The organism is Neptunicella marina (assembly GCF_014270035.1).
GTDB classification, from domain to species: domain Bacteria; phylum Pseudomonadota; class Gammaproteobacteria; order Enterobacterales; family Alteromonadaceae; genus Neptunicella; species Neptunicella marina.
In genome coordinates, this window is sequence record NZ_JACNEP010000001.1 from 426411 (window position 1) to 448976 (window position 22566).

Genomic DNA, 22566 nt, shown 5'->3' on the forward strand with positions numbered 1-22566 from the left:
ATTATGACACCACTGCCGTCCTTTTCCGAAAACACCTTATTCTCTGAACCATTGTTAAACTGGATTGCTCAGTGCAACCTGTGGAATTTATGGGTGCCCAAAAACTATGGAGGGCTGGAAACCGGTTTTCTGACCGGACTTCAGCAGTTACAAACATTGGCAAGAACCGATAGTAGTCTCGGCTGGACAGTTACCTTATGTGCAGGCGCCAATTATTTTGTCGGTAATTTGCTTCCTCAAACAGCCGATCAGATATTCGCCGGGGGCAAAGCTATTTTAGGTGGCAGTGGTGGCATGTTTGGCACTGCAGAGAAACTGGACAACCACTACAAGCTTAATGGTACCTGGCGCTACGCAACCGGCGCACCTTACTTAACCCACTTCACACTCAATGCACAAATAACCGAAAATGGTCAGGCACTCACTCATGCCGACGGCTCACCACAGTTTTTGTCCTTTGTGATCCCGGCCAGCGAAGTGGACATTATTCAGGACTGGAACACCATGGGTTTAAAAGCCTCTGCTACTCATTCCTTTAGCGTTAGCAACTTGCTCGTGAATCAGGAAGCCAGTTTTAGCTATAACCATTGCCATTTACCGCAAGCGATTTTCCGTATTCCCTTTAGTCTGTTTGCTGATTTAACTTTATGGGTGAACTACCTTGGCATGGCCGAACATTTTGTAGCAGAGGCACAAGATGTATTGCCAACTGAATCAGCACAAGGCTTACTAGCTGAGCTGCAAGCGGCAATCACGCAAGCCAATCAACAAATAATCGACTTTGCCACATTAACCAGTGAAAGGGTTGAAAACGCTCGGGAACCCGCTAGTGCATTTTGCGACAAGGTACACCAAAGCGCCTGTGATTCTGTGAAATGTTTTAGCCAACAGATAGTGACCATATTCCCGCATTTAGGCGTAAAAGCGGCGCGCGAAGAGCATATCCTTAATCAAATATTCCGCGATTATTTTACTGCGAGCCAACATCATATTTTTAGCGATATGGTTTAATAATGGCGTGCAATAACCGACGGCTTCCGGACTTACGCCAGTCCGGAGAACGAAGATAATTGTTGTTTGTGGTTGGTTTGATAAGCCTGATGCAATTTATTCACGTTGAGATTATTAGCAGAAACGTTGTCTTTAACCGGCTGTTCTTTTTCACTGGAAGACTTGACATATTGAGCCATCAATTGCTCTTCCAACTTAGATAATAATAACTGTTTTTCCTGAGTGCCTAAATCGGTGTCATTCTGAATATCGACTTTTAACCCCTGCAACTCCTGAGTCGCTTTGATATTTTTCACCTCGACTTCTTTGGCATCCAGATTAACCAGGGGACTATGGTTATTTGAAGGATTAACGTTAGCAGAGGAAGCGCTTGTCTTTGAACGGTAAAGGGCCGTATAAGGATTTATGCCAGAATCGATATTCACAGTATTAAGCGTCCTTATTAAAGGTTTTAAAATCATCTATTTCTTTATTTCAATCTCAAAAGCAATAAATACGCCAAACAGTAATACTGTTTTTACCGGTTGTTTTCACCTGTAAGGATATGAATTAGCGGCAATATTTTTCCCATAAGGTATATCGTTGCCACCCACTAACAGCAACGTATTAATGAACCTCAGGAACATAATAACGCAGACAATCAAAAACGTGATGCTGCTCGTTTGAATCAGGATGCACAACCATCTGACATATGAATAAAAATATTAACTATTGCAGAGCGCACGACAACCCCAGTCTTAACAAATCAATTTAAATCAATTAGTTAGATAATTAAAACAAAGCATTCGCATTTAAATCAGCGACTGATTACACTGAGTGGCAATCTTAATCAGGATTGTTAGCATGACCGCAATTTCCCAGCCAATAAACGACATCTACCGAACAGAATCACGCCGTATTTTGGCGACGCTGGTGCGCTTATTAGGTGATATAGAGCTGGCGGAAGATGCCATGCAGGATGCATTTAATGAAGCCTTGAACCACTGGCCAGTCAAAGGTATGCCGGACAATCCTCGTGCCTGGCTGATATCCACCGGCCGTTTTAAAGCTATCGACAGATTGCGCCGGCAGGCTAAATTCAGCACCTATGCCGAATTACCCGATGATCATCAGATTGATATGCAGGATGACCCCGCTTTGCAAGACGAACAATCGATTGTCGATGATCAACTACGTTTAATTTTTACCTGCTGCCACCCTGCTCTTTCTGCCGAAGCGCGTGTTGCTTTAACCCTGCGCGAGGTGTGTGGCATGAGTACAGAACAAATCGCCAGTGCCTTTTTACAAAGTACCACAACTCTGGCTCAGCGAATTGTGCGCGCTAAAAGTAAAATTCGTCAGGCTGGCATTCCATACGAAGTACCAGAACAGGAAGATTTACCCGAGCGTTTAGATGCGGTGTTGCAAGTGATTTATCTGTTATTTAACGAGGGTTACAGCGCCAGCAGCGGCGAAAATTTGCTGCGTCAGGAATTATCCAACGAGGCGATTCGTTTGGGGAAATTACTACTGTCACTGCTGCCCAACGCAGAAATACAAGGTCTGTTGGGATTAATGCTGTTGCATGAATCACGGCGCCATGCTCGTATGGATGATGATGGCGATATGATCCTGCTTGAAGAACAAAACCGGGCTTTATGGGATAAGCAGTTAATTGAACACGGCGTAGCGCTCGTTGAGCAAGCGTTAAAAAGCGGTGAGTTTGGCGCTTACAGTTTGCAAGCGGCGATTGCTGCGGTGCACTGCGAGGCTGAATCGGCCAGCGATACCGACTGGGCGCAAATCATTTTGCTGTACGATAAACTGCTCGAACTAACGCCCTCACCGGTGATTGAACTTAATCGTGCAGTCGCTATCGCGATGCGTGATGGCCCAACAGATGGGCTTAAACTTTTACATCAGTTGCAACAGCAACCTGCACTTAAAAATTACTATTGGTTGCAAAGCGCTAAAGCCGACTTATATCGCCGTGCCGGTGATAAACAAAACGCGCTAAAACATTATCAGCAAGCACTTGGTTTAACTGAACAAGCAGCTGAACAACGTTTTTTAAAAAAACGTATTGCCCAATTAAGTTAAAAAATATTTTCAGCCAATGTCGAAATCATTAACCATCAAACGACTACTTGCTGAAACCTAACCTACAAAAGGATATTCAGATGAAATTTATGTTGTTAATGATCCCCAATGTTTATCAGCCTGGTAGCAATCCCACATCCGATTTCACCCCCGATCCGCAAAAAATGGAGGAAATGGGACGCTTTAACGAAGAGCTCGGCAAGCGTTCTAAAATTACCGATTTAAATGGCCTGCAACCACAGCTAAACGGCGCACGTGTGGCCTTTAACAAAGGTCATGCCACGGTTACCGATGGTCCTTCTATTGAAAGTAAAGAAGTACTGGGCGGCTACTGGATGATTGAAGCTGACAGCAAAGAGGCTGTGGTTGAAATGATGCAGCAATGCCCGGCAGAAGACGGCGATATCATTGAAATTCGCCAGATATTCGAATTCGAAGAATAAGTAGGTGAAGTGATGAAATACATTTGCCTGGGTTATATCGAAGATAAATATTTCGAAGACTTAACCGAAAAACAGCAACAGGATTTTATGGATAGCTGTTTTGCCTACGATGAAGAACTGCAAAAAAACGGCCATATGATCGGTGGTGAGGCATTGCAACCCACCAACACCGCTACCACAGTGCGCCAGCGCGGCGGTAAATTGCAAATTACCGATGGCCCCTTTGCCGAAACCAAGGAATATTTAGGTGGCATTATGTTGCTCGAAGCCAGGGACTTAAATGAAGCCATTCAATTAATGTCGCACCACCCCAGCATTGGCATGGGCGGCACCTTTGAAATCCGCCCTGCTGCCGACCTTGATGCCATGTTTGAGCAAAGTCGTCTTCGACGTAGTTCATCTAATAACTAACCCAGAACGCGATTTAAGTTCCCATGTCTTAAATTTGCGACAGGCATAAAAAAACCGGTGCCAACCGAAGTTGTAACACCGGAACACAAAGGGGAAAAGTGTGTTTTTATTCGCCGCTAGCTTGCTCAGTAGCGGTGAATTCAACATGAGTAGTCTGATTTGCTTCAACCATCGCAGATTGTGATGCCAAAAAGCTAAAACCGTCTTGTGCATTTTGATCTGTTTCAGGTTCATCAATTTGCGCCATGCAGCTAAAAGCGACTGTGTATTCACCTGTGGGGACATAACCAGCTTCGAACTCGTAAGCCTGAGTATCATCGTTGAAATTAACTGCTGCAGTGGTAAATGGGGTCACTTCATCCTGATTTTCCGGCTCATCTGCATCATCACCCAGAAGGGTCATATCGGTATGTTCACCTTGATAGATATACACTGCGTTACCCATTTCCATGTCGGTCTTACTGGCACATGATTCGTCATTAATGAGATCAGTCGACACGGTTCCATTAATGGTTCCAATGTCATTGTTCGCTACCAAACGAACACCGCGAGGTTTCAGGAATACCGCTTGTTGTCCCACAGGATCGACCAGTGACTTACGTAAATCGAATTCCACTGTGTACGCCGCTTCAACATTCGCTTGTGCTGTAATGCCGTCCAGCTTTAGCTCACCACTTGGAACGCGCAAATTAAAGGTTCCACCCAACATTTCGATATAAGATTCATCGGTAACATGTAAACGAATTTGTGAATATTCACCGGTGGGGATTTCCACATCCGTCACCAAAGAAGCGAAATCACTGCCCTGCACCGTTAACAAGTCAACTGATTTTGCTTCACTATTTTCATCCTTAACATCAATCACAATAGGATCGCCATTTCCCTCAAGCGTAATGGCATCAAAATACACTACGACCTTAGTGGCGTTATCAACCGGTGCATCTGATACATTCATTGAAAAGTTAGTTTTATTACTGGTTTGAGCTGGAGGTGCAGTATTAGAGCTACTATTGTCGCTACCACCACCACAGGCACTTAAAAGACAAACACTACTGACCAGGGGAAGGATTACTTTATACATTGCTACCTCACTTCAATTCTCGTTATATACTTAATTTCCCTGAATTCGGTTTAGCCGACCACATCCATAAAATCGGTTTGTAATTGTCATATATCAAGTACTATTCCACTTTATAATTTTTGTTTAATAACAATAACTTAATTAACATTATGTAAATTGCGAAGAGTAAAAGTGTCGCTTTTTAGCAACAATTACATGCTGAGATATGAAAGATTTACCGCACAAAAAATATGCATAAGGAAATCTAGAATGAGCAAAGCACTAATAACGCTTTGCTCATTCTAATAAAGGTCAATGTGGGATTGGTTAACGAATAAGACGGTGACGCGATTTAGTATCTATGACTAAATCTCTATTTCCTCAAAGCGAGATGGTTTGCCTACGCCACCCGCTTTAAGCCCAACAATTTCGCCTTGCTCAAGATTCAATACCACATTAATACAACTGGGTGATGCCGGTTGCATGGCATAGCCTTGCTCTATCTGGAAGCTGTATTTTTGAATATGCATGATATCGTGTAGATAACAAGCTAACGGCCCGGCTGCCATGCCTGTTGCCGATTCTTCATCAATGCCATAGCGCGGTGCAAACATACGCGTGCTGGCATCACGGTCTGCTACATTGGTTTCACTGGTAAAAACGTAATAACCAATCAGATCATATTCATCCGACAGCTGTTCGATAATGGTTTGATTGGGTTGAATACTTTCCAACGCTTCGATACTGGTAACACCCACCACCAGAAATCCGTTGCCTGTATTAACGATACGTGGTGAACCGACGATTTGTTGCTGCTCCAGACCTAAAGACAACAGAATTTGTTCCAGCTTATGCGAAACGTCAATGTAGCTGGGTTTAAGCTGCGCCATATAAGCAAAGTGACCCTGCACTTCAATGGTACGATCACCATCGATGGTCTCTTTAGAGGTATGCTGCGTAGGCACTAACCCTTGCTGTGATAAATGACTAAAGGTGGCAATCGTGGCGTGGCCACAATGGGCAATCTGGCGATTAGGGGTGAAAAAGTCCAGCTTAAAATCGGCGGTTTGTGAGTCCGATACAAAAGCGGTTTCCGATAAACCGACTTTGCGCGCGATCTGTAATTTTTGTTCAGCTGATAAAGCATCAGCATTCAGTACAACACCGGCAGGATTTCCACCGCTCTGACCATCGACAAAAGCATCGACTATGGCTACGTTTACTTTCATTTTGTTGCTCCGTGAGTGAATGAGAAAGTAAGCTTAACAACCTGGACCATGCTCTAGATCAAGCGTTTTTGAACCGATTTATTTTATTTTTTGTCACTTCAACATAATGCTCGATATTTTGTTGCTGCACAGCCAAATGCGCCAGGTGTTCTTGCAGCAATTCAATACAGGCTTGTTTATCATCGGAATAAAAGGCATTGGTATATTGTTTGATTTTATTCAGAGACATACCTGAATTTTTCATACAGGAAATCCAGTTAAGCACTTCCACATCTTTATGCGCATAGGCGCGATGCCCACTGATATCTTTAACTGGCTTTTGTATTAACCCCTGTTTTTCATAGTAACGGATGGTATGAATACCTAACCCGGTTTCACTGCTCACTGTACCTATTTTCATATTTATGCCTGATTGAATATCTGATTAAAATAATGCAATAAGCCAGTGAGCAATTCCAGTGGTTACATGCCTGATGGTTTGAACAATTAATCCCGTTTTATACCTTGTGGGCGTAAAAACAATCGACTTAACTGTCCGGCTATTTTGGAGAAATCGCCAAATTCATCGACATTGCGATTAATGTTCACTGCCAGTGAAAACTGATATTCAGGGATCACCATTAAAAAGCTCTGTGCACCGCGGGATACGCCACCATGACTGTAATAATCGACCTCTGGTAAAGCAGGATCAATGCTAATTTGATGTTTACGCCAGCCAATCGCATAATTTTGCGGATTTACCTCACCATTATTTAATCGTTGCGGCTCATAAAACGCCTCTCTAACATCGGCCGGTATAAAGTCAGATTGCATAAAACCCTGACCAAACTGTGCCAAATCGCTTGAAGTAGACACCCAGCCACCGGCAGCTAATCGATGGCTTAAATCCACCTTGCGCCAAACATAAAACTGTTCTGAGTCGGATTTATCCTGTTTGTAAAACTGTGCAAGTTTAGTCGCTTTTTGCTCAATCTGAGTATGAGACAGTTTAAGCGGGCTAAAAACCTGATGTTGCATCCAGGCTGTGTAAGACTCACCCGTTGCCTTTTCAATCACCTGACTCAACAAAACCGTGCCCAGGCTTGAGTATTCAAAGCGTTCGCCGGGCTTACCCAACAGTTTACTTTCATCAAACAGAGCAACGGCATCATCCACATGCTCATAATAATGATCCAGGGTCATGGATTTTAATAAGCCGCTAAACTCAGTGTTTTGACCATAATGTGGCAGACCTGCCATATGTGATGCCAGCTGCCTTGGGGTAATTTGTGCCCAGTTTGGATTGGGCAAATGTTCGTATAAGTCTTTTAGTGGCGTATCCAGAGTCAGTTTATGGCTCGCCACCGCGCGAGCCAAACCTGCAGAAGTCAGTGCTTTTGAGGTGCTGCCAATACGTAATTGCGTATCGGTTTGCATGGGTAATGCATGTTTAAGATCGGCCCAGCCTGCCGCACCTTGCCACACCAGTTGATTATTAATCGCAACGGCAGCGGTAAAGCCCGGCGAATTAATAACCTCCCGGTGTTTTTCTAACATTGCAATTGCATCCGCGGCCTGGATTGCATAATCACTGTTATGCACCTTAGACACCATTGGCGCATTGGCATGAGGCATGGTTTGCTGACCAAAAGGCAGCATGGGTAATTTATCTTTGTGGCTTAAAAAGCCGTAAATCGGTGTCAGTAAATAACCAAGAATTACCAGTAAAAGTACTAATATCAGTTTTAATTTCATCACAATCTCCTAAGTGTTTGATTGTGCTGATGCTGCTGATATTTAAGGGTTTTATCTTCTCAAAAATGAAAAATGCTGCGCATTTTTAAAATTGATCACGATATTCTGTCGGTGTCACACCTATTTGTTGTTTAAATGCACGATTAAAGGTGGCAACAGAGCCATACCCCATGTCCAGTGCCAAGGTAAGAATCGGCAAAGATTTGTCTGCGGATTTGAGTTTTTCACACATGGCAGGAATGCGGTAGCTGTTTAAATAGTGAGAAAAATTACTGAATCCTAATTGCTGATTAATCAGTTTGCGAAGTTGATGTTCCGGCATATTAATATGCTCGGCTAATTTACCAATGCTCAATTGTTCCTCGCGAAAACCGCCTTGCTGCATAAACTCTTCAAGTTTTGCCAGTTGAGGATTATTTGAGTTGGCCGCTTTTTTAGGTTTATCGACAGGTTGTTCTGCAGTGAGATGAATGTTCCTGAGTATCACCCAAAATACCAGCACAAACATAATCATGGCGTTGACCATGCCAAATGCAGCCGTATTTCTAATCTGATGTAAAAACAACTCAAACAAGGTTAACAACGCCATATAGCTGCCAATACCAATACTAAGTTTGAGGCGCATTTGACGACGCTTATCCACTAAATCGTCCTGATAACCACTTATGCAGCGATAAACCACCCACAGCAGCACCGCCATGCCCACCACATGACTTATGTCATGAATTAGCCCACTACCCGGTGTAAAAAGGAAAAACCAAGCTAAAAAAACACACCAGCCTAATATCGGTGCGCTGATCCAAAATGGGGAATCCCGCCAATGCCATTTGGGCTGCAATTGCGTTTGTACATAAAACAGTATGGCGAATGCGGTTAAATCGGTGAACAGCAAAAGTGGCTGGCGTAACCAACCATAATACTCATCTTCAATAGGCAAAGTTAACAGCAAATAGGCACTAACACAGGTTAACAACAATAAAACGGCTGTTCTTTTTACAACGGGAGCCGGATTTTTGATATTCAGCACCATCATCATCAATAACAAACCTACGGTGGCAAAACGAAATGCCAAATCAAATATGGCGGATGAAGGTAGTGAAATCATAAAATTAACAATGGCTTACAAATGCGGTTAATGTAGCAATATTTACCTTATACAGCCAACACAGCTGTTTACTGCCAAATGAATAAACAGCTGTACAACCTCATAGATTGATGGCGATTAGCTAAAACACGCCTTTAACTCAGCTAAATGGATTTCATAGTTTTTCCATTGCTGTTGTGCGCTTTTAAAAATTGGCTGGCGTACCTGTTCTGAACTTGGGGTTTTGATCTGGCGTTTGGTTTTATGAAAATCAACGCAGCTTTGCTCAAAGGGCAAACCACAAAAATCGAGCATACGTTTAACCTGCCCTTGCAAGTCATCCAGTACGTCTTCGTGCTGTACTTTAAGCACAAAACCGGGCAGCACCTTGTTCCAGTGTTCCATCATGCGCAGGTAAGACTGATAATAACGACCAATATCGTGCAGGCTGTAACTGAAATCCTGACCTTCACCAAAGAGCTGTTTAAAACCACTAAAACAACAGGCCATCGGCTCACGACGTGCATCAATCACTTTTGCATTAGGTAAAATCAGTTTGATTAAACCGATATGCATAAAGTTGTTTGGCATTTTATCAATAAAAAATGGCGCCCCCTGGCGATAAACCTGCGTTTGTTCAATAAACTGCTGACCAAACCGGGCAAAATAGCTTTTATCAATCTCAGTTAAATTGGCCGGATATTGCGGCGCATCACCGGCAATTCGCCCACGTAAACGCATTGCCAGTCCCAGAATATTATGTAACTCCATGGTGCCGTCCACCATGGAATGCGATGCAAGAATTTGCTCGAGTAATGTTGAGCCGGCGCGTGGTAAGCCCAGAATAAAAATAGGCGCAGGATCATCATGGCCAGCATCAGCAAATTGCTCAAACAATTCAGTGCTGCAATGTGCAATTTGCTCGTCAACCTGTTTGTCGGTGTTATCAGCCTGATAGCCTAACTGCTGATGTCGCAGTTGATTACCGCGTTGGTAGTACTCAAAAGATCTATCGAAGTCAGCTGCATCTTCCAGCGCTTTACCGGCAGCAAAACACAAATGAATACGATCATCTTCAGCAATATCAGGCTGGGCTTCCTGTTGTTTAATTTGTTGTAGCTCGGCATCACTGAAACAATAGGTTTTAGTATTGGCCAGACTCCAGTAGGCATCGCCATATGACGGGTTGAGTTTAAACGCCTGCTGGTAAGCTTCAATTGCCTGCTCTCTCTGGCCATTGGCTTTATAAGCATGGCCTAGTTGCACGTACACGCCGGCTCTGTCGGGCTGAATCGTCAATACGCGCCGAAAAATCCCGATACCCGCTTCAATATTACCCAGCCCCACTTCAACCGAGCCTTTGGCAATTAAAAAAGAGGGATTATCCGGCTGTGCTTTTAGTAGCTCGTCTACATGAGGTTGCGCCACGCTAAACTTACTTAAACGAATTAATAAGCCCACATATTCGCTGCGTGCACGCTGATGATCGGGCGCAAGTTCCACGCAGCTTTCGAGTAAAAACTCGGCATCATCAAATACCCGTAAACGACCGCCAATTTCTGCCAGCAGACACATGCCTTCAATGTCATGTTTATATTTCTGTAAATACTGACGACACAAACTGTCGGCTTTATGCAGTTTTCCGTCATACATTAAATCGCGTGCGGCTAATAACGCCTGAGGTAAGGAAGATAAAAATTCGATTTGATAACCGGCACGTTGTGCATCAGCGGTTTTATTTTGGTGACGATACAGCTCCACCAGCAACTTCCAGCTGGCAATTAATGCCGGGTTATATTTTACCGCTTGTTCAAAGGCATAGGCCGCATTATCTGGCTGTTGTAATTTTAAATAGATATAGCCTTTTTCCTGCCAGCCACGGGCATGAACCGCATTGAGCGCGAGTAATTGCTCAACGCATTGCAGCGAGTTTTCAGCGTGATTGGCATAACGCTCAGCCACCGTTAACAAATACAGGATATCCGCTTGTCGCTGCGTATTGTCGGCTTGTTGCAGCAAAGTGGTTGCCTGTTCAATCGCCTGACTGAATTTTGCTTGCTGAATCAATTGCTGTAGCTGCTGTGTTTGCTCAAGCCACTGTGTTTCGCTGATATTGTTATCTGACTGTTTATCGGGGCTAACCACTGAATTCAAAACCTACCTACTCCCTGAAAGATAAAAAAGGCAAGCCTGTGGCTTGCCTTTTTGAGCTTAACCTACTTTAAGACTTAATACATATCGTATGAGAAACGCAATCCAACCGTGCGTGGACGGTTAGTCACCACTTTCGGGGTAAATTGCTGATCATCAATATGCAAAATGGCATGCTCGTCGGTGATGTTATCGACGTACAATTCCACCTTCCATTCGTTAGCGGTAATACCTACCGATGCATTAGCCAGTACATAACTGTCCTGCACATAACGGCCCCCAGCATAGCTGTTGCCATTGGTATCGGTGTAGTTAACGCCTGAATATAGGTCAGCTTCTTTTTCAATCGACAAACCGGAACCTGTGCCGTAAACCAGACGTGTGGCATCTTCCACCACAAAAGCATTCATGGTCATACCGGTATAACGATCACCGGTGTAACTGACGGCACCGTTAATATAGGCTTCCCAACCGTTATCCAACTCAAAATAATACCGTGCACGGATATTGGCAGAGAAATCAGCTGAGTATGGCAGGCTGCTACCAACCGGCGGCGCAATACCTTTAAGCTCATCATTTAAACGGGTTAATTCGCTGTCAATCCAGCTCATTGCACCGTTAACAACCAAATTATCGGTCGCCAGCCAGGTAATATCAGCATCTAAACCACGAATTTCGGCATCACCTACGTTATCGGTAAATACCAAAAAGCTAATATTGGTTGGGTCGAAACGTGAGGTTTGTAAGTCTTTGATTTCTGAATAATAAGCGGTTGCATTGACACGTAAAACACTGTCAAAGAAATCACCTTTCATGCCCACTTCGTAATTTTTCAGGGTATCGGTAGTTGAATAAACCGGGATACGGAACCCTTCAAAGGCGCCTTGTTGGTTTTTAGCCAAACCACCACCAACACGGTTGGTTACCGGTGGACGAAAACCTTCTGAATAAGTGGTAAAGAACATCAAATCATCAGCAGCTTTCCAGTTAAGGGTCGCCTTATAAATTACATCGTCAACGGTTAAGGTGCCGTCATCGTCCAGCAAACCCACTTCCAGCTGGCCACTTTGAATAGCGTCAGCAATTAACGCAGGATCCTCACCCACCGCAATTAACTCGTCTGGGTTTTGCGTGGCAAAGGCTTTAACACGGCGGCTAACATCAACCGTAGTAGTAGAACCTTTAAAGATGTCGTCAATCTGATACCAACGCGCACCTAGGCTAGCAGTAATAGTATCGGTTAAATCGTATTCAAACTGACCGAATACCGCTAACTGATCAATTTCGTGGGTGATATCGTTAACAAAGCTGACTTCTGATTCAAATGGGCCACCGTCACTGTTGATACCTTCCTGACCTACGGTTGTTACACCCAGATTCTGGAAATAGGGCAAATCGGTGTTACCTAAATTAAATTTCCCTACAGTAGACAACTCTTGTTCATCGTAGAAGATACCCGCCGTTACACGCCAGGGATTATCCACATCAGTATTAAAACGCAGCTCATGAGTTAAACGCGTGGTGTCGGTATCTTCTTTGTACCATTTAGTTGGATCGGCACAGTACTGTTCCGCCGGATCAGGGCTGGCGTAGTTACAAGCGTAATAGGCCGAATACAAACCACCATTGGTGTAACCTGTGTAATCAATGGTAGATTGAATATCACGGTTTAAATACCCGCCGGTATAAACAATATCCAGCTTGGCCAGGCGACCTTCCAGCGTCCAGGTGGTTAAACCAAAATCATCCTGGTTTTCTTCTGGTACAAAACGGTTGGTTGAACTTTCACCTTCAAGGTTAGGATCGTATGCAAATACGCCTTCGGTTTTTAAGGTTTGTTCTGTGTGCTGAACCAATAAGCTCCAGTCATTATCAAAATTATGATGTAAACCAAAACGCGCACCTGAATAGGTTGCGTCATTGGCATTATCTTCTACTAAGCCATCATTTTTGGGTGCTTCTACTGGTGTATTTTCCGGGTCGGCCAATAAGCCGCCTGAAATACGGTCAATCACTACAGCAGAGCCAATGTATCCACCTTTGCCCGGTTGGTTAAGAATGTTATCAATCCAGCCGCCCTGACGATCATTGTACGCTGCAATACGAATGGCCGTATCATCAGTTGGTGTCAGGTTGATATAAGCCTCGACCGAGTTACTCATATCGCCACCTTTGGTCCAGCTCATACCGGTATCAAAACCGGCAGCAAAACCACTGTGGCTAGGTTTTTTAGTAATTAAACGCACAGTGCCCGATTGCGAGCTGGCACCAAATAACGTGCCTTGTGGGCCAGGTAATACTTCCACACGTTCCATGTCAGTGGCATAAATATCCAGATTTCGCCCCTGCATGGATACCGGTTGTTCATCCAGGTAAAACGCTACTGATGGTTGTAATGCCTGTACGGTTGATACGGCAATACTGGTTTGGGTGGTGGCGGCACCGCGAATATAAATTTCGTTTTGCCCTGGGCCTGTGCCCTGAAACACAACGTTAGGTAAAAATTCTACGTAATCCTGAAAATCATCAATACCGAGATTTTCCAGCTGTTGTCCATTTAGAGCGGTAACCGATACCGGCACTTCCTGAATGGATTGTGTTCTTTTTGTTGCAGTGACTTGAATGGTTTCAATGGACTTTTTGCTTCCATCCGGGCTGGGCGTATCTGCAGCCATAGCTATATGACTGCTCATCGCCAGCACAATAGCCGACGATAATTTTGTGTGTTGAAACATGTTAGGCACCTGTGTTTTGTTGACTCTCGTCATATTTTAATTAAACGCACTCAAACTATTAGTGCTCAATTTTTAAATCACCAATACACTTACTCAATACTACTGATAATAGTCATTTAAAATTGCCTAATAGCGCACATAAGTGGTTCTTATATCTATACATCAACTGCTTTAAACAGCTTAAATATTTGTTTGTGCTCTAATTATTATTATATAAAATAGGTACAAAAAGCAAAGCAACAGGCAGATCACTGAGCGTTTAACAGTTACAATACTCTGGCTGGTTTAATAATTAAAAGATGTCTATCACTATGCAAAAAACTGCCAATAAATCGTCTAAACGCCTTACTCCCAGTGTGTTTTATCCATCCGCCATACTGATTGGAATACTGGTCCTGTTTGCGGCAACTATGCCCAAAACGGCCAAAGATCTTTTTGCCAGTATGCAGGCCAGTATTGTCAGTAATGCCAGTTGGTTTTATGTATTGAGCGTAGCGATTATTCTTGTTTCTGTGATTTATCTGGGTGTTTCACGTTATGGGGAAATTCGTTTAGGTCCCGATCATTCCACCCCCAAGTACAGCCAGATCACCTGGTTTTCAATGCTCTTTTCTGCTGGTATGGGTATCGGCCTGATGTTTTTTGGTGTGGCTGAGCCTGTTATGCATTATTTATCTCCACCTACTGCAGAACCAGCCACTCTGGCTGCAGTGCGTCAGGCAATGATGATGACCTTTTTTCACTGGGGTTTGCATGCCTGGGCAATTTACGCTCTGGTTGCACTGATGTTAGCGTTTTTTGCTTATCGACATAATCTGCCCCTCACGTTGCGTTCAGCACTTTATCCTCTGATTGGTGATAAAATTTATGGCCCTATTGGCCATGCCGTAGATGTATTTGCCGTTATCGGTACTGTATTTGGTGTTGCCACTTCGCTGGGTTTTGGTGCATCTCAGGTAAACTCCGGCTTGAATTATTTGTATGATCTGCCACAAACAACCAGTATGCAGATGGTTATCGTTGTAGTGGTAACACTAATGGCCGTGGTGTCTGTGGCAACCGGGCTGGACAAAGGAGTGCGCCGTTTATCAGAACTGAATATTGCGCTGGCAGTAGGGTTGCTAGTGCTGATTCTTTTGCTGGGTAACAGCGTATTCCTGCTTGAAGCTTTTGTACAAAATACCGGCGCTTATTTATCCAATCTGGTTAGCAACACTTTTAACCTTTTTGCCTATGCTAAAACCGACTGGATTGGAGGCTGGACTATTTTCTACTGGGGATGGTGGCTGGCCTGGGCTCCCTTTGTCGGTTTGTTTATTGCCAAAATATCGCGAGGGCGCACCATCCGTGAGTTTATTTTAGGCGTGTTGCTCGTGCCGACGACTTTCACGCTGTTGTGGATGACTGTATTCGGGAATTCCGCAATCGACTTTATATTTAATCAAGGCAATACCGCCCTGGGACAGGCCGTTGAAAACGATACCGCCTCAGCGTTATTCCAGTTTTTAGGACAATTTCCTCTGGCAGGATTGTTATCCGGTATTGGCATCCTGATGGTAGTGGTATTTTTTGTTACCTCAGCAGATTCGGGCTCACTGGTAGTGGATATGTTGTGCTCTAACGGCTCAACCAATACCCCGCTATGGCAACGGGTTTTCTGGGCGTCACTGACAGGCGTTGTCGCCATTGCACTGATGCTGGCGGATGGACTGGAAGCTCTTCAAACCATGACTATCGCCAGTGCGTTGCCTTTTACTCTGGTATTACTACTAGGCGTGCTGGGCTTATTTAAAGCCTTGCGCATTGACGTGTATAAACGCACCAGCTTAAGTTCGACCAGTATTACCCATGGTATGAGTGTCAGTTACGACGACTGGCGAGAGCGATTAAAAAATATCATTCATTTTCCTGAACGTGACGCAGTTACCCGATTTATTAAAAAGACGGTAAATCCTGCGCTAATTGAGGTTGCCAAGGAAATGGAAAAGCAAGGACTGGAAACCCATATCATTCATCCCGAAGACAAGGCCACCTTGCTTCAGGTTTTACATGGTGAGGAAATTGACTTCACTTACGGCGTGTATTGTCAGCGTCATATGCAGCCTGACTTTGTGCAACATGACGAAGATGAGCAGCACAACGATTACTATCGCGCTGAAGTGCACCTGCGTGAAGGTGGACAAGACTACGATGTGATGGGCTGGAGTAAGGATGAAGTGATTAACGATATTCTTGAGCAATATCAGAAACACCTGCACTTTTTACATTTATTGCGTGATCCACTAAAAAAATAAAGACGTGATTTCAGTATTAAAAGCCCCGTTGTCCGGGGCTTTTTTATGTGATTTGGTCAATCGTCACGAGTGAGTACTTCCAGCAATTCAATTTCAAATATAAGGTTACTGTTAGCTGGGATCATATCGCCAATCCGGCGCTCACCGTAGGCCAGTTCAGCAGGTACCCATAATTTGCGTTTGCCGCCGGTTTTCATGCCCTGCAAACCAATAAACCATCCCTGAATAACTTTCTTTTGTGAAAGAACGGTCTGAAACGCCCGCCCCCTGGAATAAGACGAGTCAAATTCGGTACCATCTTCCAGCCATCCCCGGTAATGAGCAGTAATTAAAGCGCCTTTTTCAGCAGCCTTACCTTCTCCTTTAACTAAATCTTCAATTGTTACTTCTGTTTGCATATTCATTCCGATAATTAACCTGCGCTGAGGCGTTTAAAAGGTTGCCATTGCCAATAGGTAATACAACGCCACACCCACTCCAGTGGTCCAAAGTGAAACACTCTTAACCACCATAAGGAGAATACTGCCTGAAATGCCAGTATACCAAAAGCCAGTATTACCTGTTCAAAGCGGGAAACCTGCATAAATAAGGCGCCACCGTAACCATAAAATAACCAGGAAAGAACCAGTGAGTGCATCATATAGTTAGTTAACGCCATCTGCCCCATCGGCGCTAACCAGGCTAAACGTTTATGCCATTTAACTGACATACATAACAAAGTAACCGCCCCCAGATAACCGGCACTAAGTAATAATTGTCCGGCCTGATCCAACGTCGTTGCGACGACCATAAAAACAGGGTGGATATCAGACTCTGGCTGAGCAGAGAGCAAAACCCCGGCAGTGCTCATCATCAATCCGCAGAACAAACCAACATACGTCATAATTTTAAAAAACAAAGTATGTTGTTCTGGTTGTGTCATTTTATTAGTAGCAATTAACCAATAACCCAGCATAAACAAAGGCAGACCGAAAAATGCCACAAATACAGGTGTCGTCAGTAACCAGTCAATAACCGATGTCGCACGGAATCGGGTAACTTGCCAGTATTCATTTTGCAGCAAACCCAATTTATCTTTATTTTGATTAAACTGTTGCTGCGCTTTGGTTTTAAGACGTTCTTCAACCGCGTCTTCAAATGCCTGTTGTTGATCGTTTTCCGCACTTGCAGGCTGTGTTTCAGTCGAATCTGTCGCAGATTGCAGTGGTTCTTCCGTTAAAATTTCAGACGAATCAAAGACTGAGTTGTGAGGGCTACCTTTGACTGATGTTACCACCTCACCAGCCTGCTGATTTTCAGCAATAGTATCTGTCATGTCAGCCGTAATAATCTGATTTTGTAAATGTTCAGGAAGTTCATCCAGATGTTCTGCAACATATTGCCGGTAATAACCGGCAAACCGCTTATCAGCCTCAGACTTAATTGTTCGATCCTGTTCTGCATTAGCAAGTGCACCATTATTGTCCTGCACCATACCAAACAGCATCCCACCGATTGTGGCAACTAAAAATGGCATGCATAACACCAGTAACCCTGCTTTTAAAAAAAATTTATTGCTATCAAAGCGCTTAAAGCGAGGTGTTTTAATCAGGCATACCCAGCCAAGCAATACCAATCCGCCAACAGCATAGTCATGCAGGATGTCGCCACTCCATAACAAAATCATATGTGCCAGACCAAAGACAAATAATGCCAGCATGCGACGGGTAAACCGGCCAACAAAAGGTCTGTTCTGCAGCTGAGCTTTAAGCAACATGATGGCGAATCCCATGCCAAACAACAGGGAAAATAACTTATAAAACTTACCTTCCACCAATACCTTTATTAACCAGCCTGCAGCCCAGTCCCAGCCCTGCAGAGTCAAATCGAATTGACTGATGGCACTTAGCGAGCGATTAAAAAACTCGATATTCATCAACAAAATGCCAAACAGGGCAAACCCACGCAAAATATCCAGTAATTGAATACGCTCGGTAGCCCGGGTAGGTTGACTATGGGTTAAATCATGACTCACGTTATCCTGAGGTTTTTCGGCTTGATCCATGTTTTACATCCTTGCAACAGGTCTTAAATCGACAAATTTTACGACAATATATCATTGAACTAACACCCATTATTGTTGCGAAACCTCCCGGGCATCTGAATCAGACTACATAGGAACCGCTACAAGATAAATATCAGAGTGCCAGTCAATATCAATTTGTAACCCAACTAAAGAGGCTATAAGCTATTGAAAATAAAGCGTTAACAACATTACAACAGGCGCATTACCCTATGTTTACTATCTGGTCACTTACGGCCATAGCGGTTGGCTTTTTAGCTTTACTATTTGCGGTGGGGTTCTGGGGAGATCGTTATCATCAGGGTAATCGTCAACGCCCCGTTATTTATAGTCTGGCACTGGGTGTTCACTGTACCTCCTGGGCGTTCTACGGTACCACCGCACAATCGGCACAATATGGCTGGGCTTTTACACCTACCTACGTAGGTAGCATTTGTGTGTTTTTATTTGGTTACCCCCTGTTAAGACGCGTTATTCATTTCTGCCAACAAAATAACATCAGCTCTGTTGCTGACTTTATTGGCAATCAGTATGGAAAATCTCATTTAATTGCCGCGATTGTTACCTTTATATGCTTTATAGGTGTGCTGCCCTACACTGCCTTACAACTTGATGCTGTGACGGCCAGTTTAAGTATGTTATCTAATGCTGAATCTCCCTGGCCAGGAGGTATCAGTTTGTATGTCGCTATGCTGCTGGCACTCTTCGCAATTTTATTTGGTACCCGTACGTTAAGTCTGACCGAGAAACACCCTGGGTTAATGCTGGCTATTGCTTTTGAGTCAGTGATTAAGCTGGCGGCATTTGTGTTACTTGGGTTATTTGTCTGCTATCAGCTATTCGATGGTGTAATTGATTTAATGGGTAAAACCCAGCTGCACACACAGGCGCGCAACGTACTGGATAGCTCCTCAGCCCCCTGGGTTTATATGAGCCATATGCTACTGGGTATGTGCTCAATGTTCTGTTTACCCAGACAGTTTCATATCAACTATGTTGAAAATAACGGAGAACAGGAATTAAAAAGTGCACGCTGGTTATTTCCGCTGTATTTGCTTGCAATAAATCTGTTTGTTTTACCCATTGCACTGGCAGGCAAAATACTGCTGCCCGAAACCAGTCCGGATAATTATGTTATTGCTTTGCCTATGCTTGGCAATAACGCTGCCGTCGCTGGCATTGTTTTTATTGGCGGACTGGCCGCTGCTTCCAGCATGGTGATTGTTGCCACACTGGCCATAGGCATAATGATGGCCAACAATCTGGTCACGCCGTTATGGTTGAAACTACGTTTTCGTGCCGACAAACAACAGGTATTTAATCAACAAAGTTTACTCACCATTCGTCGACTCACTGTTTTACTGGTAGTAGGTTTATCTTATCTGTACTACCAGTATCTTAGCCGCACTGCACCACTGGTTAACAGTGGCATTATTGCAATGGCACTGATGGCACAACTTGCGCCAAGTCTGGTTCTGGGGCTTTACTGGCAACGTAGTCATAAAATCGCAGCTATTTTGTCAATCCTGACCGGTGTCTGTTGCTGGTGGATCTATTTGTTATGGCCAAGTATTACCTCAACCTATTACTTTGACTCCATTCCCAGCGACAGTGAATTAAGTTTTGGTGTATTTATCAGTCTGGCGATAAATATTTCGGTCTATCTTGTTAGTAGCTTAATTTTGAGACAAAGACGTGAGCTGCAAAGCACTATACAGGATAAAAGTCACGAAGCTTATTATGCCATTAAGCTGCAAAACCTGCTGGCAGTAACAGAGCGGGTTTTCTCCCCATCCCAACAGCAACAATTGATCAGTCAAATCGGCACGCAGGATCTAAGTGCTTATGCCAGTGAATCCCTTATTGCAAAAATAGAAGCAGATCTGGCTGCACATGTTGGCTCTGCAAGTGCACGGATCCTGCTATCGGCGATTACCGAGCAACATCAGGTTCCACTTGCGCAGCTAGTCGGACTGGTGGAAGAAGCCAGTCAAAGCTATCAGTTTAATCACGAGCTGCTGCAGTCATCGGTTGAACATATTGATCAGGGCATTAGCGTAGTCGATCGCCATCTAAAATTGCTGGCATGGAATCAACGTTATATCCAGTTATTCAACTATCCCACGGGTTTTATTCGTGCCGGCATGCCAATTGAAGAATTACTGCGTTTTAACGCCCGGCGAGGCTTGTTTGCCAGTAATAAAGATATTGATGCAGAAGTCGCCAAACGTATCGATTATCTGCGCCATGGCAGTAGTTATAAGTATTTACGTACCCAGCCCGATGGACGTGTTATTGAACTACAGGGCAATCCTATGCCAGGTGGTGGTTTTGTAACAACTTACAGCGATATGACCGATTACGTACGTACCCAGCAATTGCTGGAAGAATCCAAATCGCAGTTAGAACTGCGCGTCGCTCAGCGAACAGAACAGTTGGAGCGGGTTAATCAGGCACTGGAAATAGCTAAACAGGAGGCAGAACAGGCCAACGACAGTAAAACCAAATTTTTGGCAGCAGCAGGACATGACTTAATGCAGCCGTTTAATGCTGCTACCTTGTTTGCCAGCATGATCAAGCAACAATCCACCCACCACAAGGTTCAGGAATTATCCGAAAGTTTATTGCTGTCGTTAGGTAATGCCGAGGAGTTGCTTAGCATGTTGCTGGATATGACCAAGCTTGAATCAGGTGTATTAACCAGTCATATAGAAGCCGTTAATTTGCATGAGCTGCTGCACCCATTAGCAGCTGAGTTTTCGCTGCAAGCTCAGCAGAAGGGTTTAGAACTTGTTTACGTTCCAAACTCTATTTGGGTCAAATCAGATCGCAAACTACTTAAACGTGTTGTGCAAAACTTATTATCAAATGCCATTCGTTATACCCTAAAAGGCAAAATATTAATCGGTGGCAGACGACTCAAAGATACAATTTACATTCAGGTTCACGATACGGGTGTTGGCATTGCCAAACATCAGCAACAGGAAATATTTAATGAGTTCCACCAACTCGATGCCGATAACCGTCAGGGACTGGGTCTCGGATTAACCATAGTCGAACGTATCTGCAGTTTATTACATCATCCCGTCACCTTGCGTTCGGAGCTGGGTAAAGGGACCTGTTTTAGTGTGCAACTCAGTCGCTGTAAAGCTCAGCGTCCCCCCGCCAATCTCCCGGTTTCAGAGCCTGCCGATAAATCGGTATTTCTGCACAATAAACAGGTACTGATTATTGATAACGAAACCCAAAACTTACACGCAATGCAGGAATTGTTTAGCCAGTGGGGGGCAAACGTTTTCGTGGCAACCAATCTGGAACAAGCTCAACAGTTACAGGCTGAGCCGCCAGATTTACTGCTGGTGGACTACCATTTGGATCACAATGTGATTGGCGTGGACGTTGCCACTCAATTAATGGATTTGTGGCACGACAATGTACCGGTTATCGTCAATAGTGCCGATTACAACGATGCGATAAAAGATCAGGCGATTGAAGCGGGGTTTACTTTTTTACCCAAGCCGCTGAAAACCGCGGCATTAAAACGAGCAATAAAAAAACTCTTTGCACTCAACAATATTGACTACGATAACTAGAGCTGGCTCATACAAACTAGAGCGTGTTGAACTTTACTGTATAAATTTTGTTCTAACTAAACACTTTTTAATCGCGACGCTTATTTGCAGGCCTAATGGATTAAGTCAAAAATAAGCAACAAAGAGTGAAAAGTGTTTAGGACGAACCCTTCGGGCAACGTTTGTGCGGCATTTCTACTGCTTCAGCACTCATTTATGTAGAACAACTACACCACATTCGTGCTTCATTGTTTAAATACCGCGCAACTCGTTGCAAAAATATACCGCAAAGTTCAACACGCTCTAATACGGAAGGTAAACACATGAAAATTAACGGCAGCTGCCATTGCGGCAATATTCGTTATCAGGCGGATGGTGAATTTGGCGATTTGCTGTCCTGCAATTGTTCCATATGCAGTAAACGTGGCAGTTTGCTGTGGTTTATCCCGCGTAGCAATCTATCTGTGAGCACGCCGGATAAACCATTGAGCACCTACACCTTTAACAGTCATAAAATAAAACACCACTTTTGCCCGGTATGTGGCTGTGCGCCATTTGGCGAAGGTGAAGATGGTAAGGGCAATTCCATGGCGGCAATTAATGCAAGGTGTGTGGATAATGTGGATTTAAGCCAGTTTAAAATTAATCATTTTGATGGGAAGAGTTTGTAAAACGCCGCAAATAATACATTTCCCCCAAAT

17 protein-coding genes are annotated in these 22566 nt (G+C 43.9%); 7 read left to right on the forward strand and 10 right to left on the reverse strand.

What is annotated here, in order from left to right:
* The first annotated feature begins 3 nt into the window (after positions 1-3).
* The gene (locus H8B19_RS02000; protein ID WP_186505095.1) at positions 4-1011 is read left to right on the forward strand and encodes an acyl-CoA dehydrogenase family protein; all 1008 of its coding nucleotides are present in this window, start codon (positions 4-6) and stop codon (positions 1009-1011) included.
* Between the two features lie 32 nt (positions 1012-1043).
* On the opposite strand, the gene H8B19_RS02005 is transcribed toward H8B19_RS02000, so the two are convergent.
* The gene (locus H8B19_RS02005; RefSeq protein WP_186505096.1) at positions 1044-1436 is read right to left on the reverse strand and encodes a hypothetical protein; all 393 of its coding nucleotides are present in this window, start codon (positions 1434-1436) and stop codon (positions 1044-1046) included.
* A 418-nt stretch (positions 1437-1854) separates the two neighbouring features.
* On the opposite strand from H8B19_RS02005, the gene H8B19_RS02010 reads away from it, so the two are divergent.
* The 3 genes from H8B19_RS02010 to H8B19_RS02020 all read left to right on the forward strand — a co-directional run bounded on the left by H8B19_RS02010 (position 1855) and on the right by H8B19_RS02020 (position 3944).
* Positions 1855-3090 carry an RNA polymerase sigma factor gene (locus H8B19_RS02010; protein ID WP_186505097.1) on the forward strand — a complete coding sequence of 412 codons (1236 nt, stop codon included), beginning with the start codon at positions 1855-1857 and terminating at the stop codon, positions 3088-3090.
* An 80-nt stretch (positions 3091-3170) separates the two neighbouring features.
* The gene (locus H8B19_RS02015) at positions 3171-3533 is read left to right on the forward strand and encodes a YciI family protein (protein WP_186505098.1); all 363 of its coding nucleotides are present in this window, start codon (positions 3171-3173) and stop codon (positions 3531-3533) included.
* Positions 3534-3545: 12 nt separating this feature from the next.
* The gene (locus H8B19_RS02020) at positions 3546-3944 is read left to right on the forward strand and encodes a YciI family protein (protein ID WP_186505099.1); all 399 of its coding nucleotides are present in this window, start codon (positions 3546-3548) and stop codon (positions 3942-3944) included.
* A gap of 106 nt (positions 3945-4050) precedes the next feature.
* Here H8B19_RS02020 and H8B19_RS02025 read toward each other — a convergent pair whose 3' ends face one another.
* From H8B19_RS02025 to H8B19_RS02055, 7 genes are all read right to left on the reverse strand, one after another.
* Positions 4051-5025: a DUF4382 domain-containing protein gene (locus H8B19_RS02025; protein ID WP_186505100.1), complete on the reverse strand. Its 975-nt coding sequence runs from the start codon at positions 5023-5025 to the stop codon at positions 4051-4053.
* 344 nt (positions 5026-5369) lie between these two features.
* The gene (locus H8B19_RS02030; RefSeq protein ID WP_186505101.1) at positions 5370-6233 is read right to left on the reverse strand and encodes a PhzF family phenazine biosynthesis protein; all 864 of its coding nucleotides are present in this window, start codon (positions 6231-6233) and stop codon (positions 5370-5372) included.
* A gap of 58 nt (positions 6234-6291) precedes the next feature.
* A complete protein-coding gene (locus H8B19_RS02035; RefSeq protein WP_186505102.1) occupies positions 6292-6633 on the reverse strand; it encodes a MerR family transcriptional regulator in 342 nt (113 codons plus the stop codon).
* A gap of 86 nt (positions 6634-6719) precedes the next feature.
* The gene (locus H8B19_RS02040; RefSeq protein WP_186505103.1) at positions 6720-7967 is read right to left on the reverse strand and encodes a serine hydrolase domain-containing protein; all 1248 of its coding nucleotides are present in this window, start codon (positions 7965-7967) and stop codon (positions 6720-6722) included.
* A gap of 85 nt (positions 7968-8052) precedes the next feature.
* Positions 8053-9072, reverse strand: a complete 1020-nt coding sequence (locus H8B19_RS02045; RefSeq protein WP_186505104.1) for a helix-turn-helix domain-containing protein — start codon at positions 9070-9072, stop codon at positions 8053-8055.
* Between the two features lie 117 nt (positions 9073-9189).
* Positions 9190-11196, reverse strand: coding sequence for a sulfotransferase (locus H8B19_RS02050; RefSeq protein ID WP_338401480.1), 2007 nt, complete (start codon positions 11194-11196; stop codon positions 9190-9192).
* Between the two features lie 83 nt (positions 11197-11279).
* Positions 11280-13937: a TonB-dependent receptor gene (locus H8B19_RS02055; RefSeq protein WP_186505105.1), complete on the reverse strand. Its 2658-nt coding sequence runs from the start codon at positions 13935-13937 to the stop codon at positions 11280-11282.
* A gap of 311 nt (positions 13938-14248) precedes the next feature.
* Here H8B19_RS02055 and H8B19_RS02060 point away from each other — a divergent pair, with 311 nt between their 5' ends.
* A complete protein-coding gene (locus H8B19_RS02060) occupies positions 14249-16231 on the forward strand; it encodes a BCCT family transporter (RefSeq protein WP_206683153.1) in 1983 nt (660 codons plus the stop codon).
* A gap of 56 nt (positions 16232-16287) precedes the next feature.
* On the opposite strand, the gene H8B19_RS02065 is transcribed toward H8B19_RS02060, so the two are convergent.
* Positions 16288-16629 carry an FKBP-type peptidyl-prolyl cis-trans isomerase gene (locus H8B19_RS02065; protein ID WP_186505107.1) on the reverse strand — a complete coding sequence of 114 codons (342 nt, stop codon included), beginning with the start codon at positions 16627-16629 and terminating at the stop codon, positions 16288-16290.
* Between the two features lie 14 nt (positions 16630-16643).
* Positions 16644-18275, reverse strand: a complete 1632-nt coding sequence (locus H8B19_RS02070) for a DUF418 domain-containing protein (RefSeq protein WP_186505108.1) — start codon at positions 18273-18275, stop codon at positions 16644-16646.
* 230 nt (positions 18276-18505) lie between these two features.
* Between H8B19_RS02070 and H8B19_RS02075 the strand changes: the two genes are divergently transcribed.
* On the forward strand, positions 18506-21886 hold the full coding sequence (locus H8B19_RS02075) for a PAS domain-containing hybrid sensor histidine kinase/response regulator (protein ID WP_186505109.1): 3381 nt from the start codon (positions 18506-18508) through the stop codon (positions 21884-21886).
* 302 nt (positions 21887-22188) lie between these two features.
* Positions 22189-22536, forward strand: coding sequence for a GFA family protein (locus tag H8B19_RS02080; protein ID WP_186505110.1), 348 nt, complete (start codon positions 22189-22191; stop codon positions 22534-22536).
* Positions 22537-22566: the final 30 nt, after the last annotated feature.

Coding starts and splice junctions, on each gene's coding strand:
- H8B19_RS02070 (WP_186505108.1), bottom strand. CDS start 18,275: ATGGATCAAGCCGAAAAACCTCAGGATAACGTGAGTCATGATTTAACC.
- H8B19_RS02045 (WP_186505104.1), bottom strand. CDS start 9,072: ATGATTTCACTACCTTCATCCGCCATATTTGATTTGGCATTTCGTTTT.
- H8B19_RS02010 (WP_186505097.1), top strand. CDS start 1,855: ATGACCGCAATTTCCCAGCCAATAAACGACATCTACCGAACAGAATCA.
- H8B19_RS02015 (WP_186505098.1), top strand. CDS start 3,171: ATGAAATTTATGTTGTTAATGATCCCCAATGTTTATCAGCCTGGTAGC.
- H8B19_RS02025 (WP_186505100.1), bottom strand. CDS start 5,025: ATGTATAAAGTAATCCTTCCCCTGGTCAGTAGTGTTTGTCTTTTAAGT.
- H8B19_RS02040 (WP_186505103.1), bottom strand. CDS start 7,967: ATGAAATTAAAACTGATATTAGTACTTTTACTGGTAATTCTTGGTTAT.
- H8B19_RS02000 (WP_186505095.1), top strand. CDS start 4: ATGACACCACTGCCGTCCTTTTCCGAAAACACCTTATTCTCTGAACCA.
- H8B19_RS02030 (WP_186505101.1), bottom strand. CDS start 6,233: ATGAAAGTAAACGTAGCCATAGTCGATGCTTTTGTCGATGGTCAGAGC.
- H8B19_RS02060 (WP_206683153.1), top strand. CDS start 14,249: ATGCAAAAAACTGCCAATAAATCGTCTAAACGCCTTACTCCCAGTGTG.
- H8B19_RS02055 (WP_186505105.1), bottom strand. CDS start 13,937: ATGTTTCAACACACAAAATTATCGTCGGCTATTGTGCTGGCGATGAGC.
- H8B19_RS02020 (WP_186505099.1), top strand. CDS start 3,546: ATGAAATACATTTGCCTGGGTTATATCGAAGATAAATATTTCGAAGAC.
- H8B19_RS02035 (WP_186505102.1), bottom strand. CDS start 6,633: ATGAAAATAGGTACAGTGAGCAGTGAAACCGGGTTAGGTATTCATACC.
- H8B19_RS02080 (WP_186505110.1), top strand. CDS start 22,189: ATGAAAATTAACGGCAGCTGCCATTGCGGCAATATTCGTTATCAGGCG.
- H8B19_RS02075 (WP_186505109.1), top strand. CDS start 18,506: ATGTTTACTATCTGGTCACTTACGGCCATAGCGGTTGGCTTTTTAGCT.
- H8B19_RS02065 (WP_186505107.1), bottom strand. CDS start 16,629: ATGCAAACAGAAGTAACAATTGAAGATTTAGTTAAAGGAGAAGGTAAG.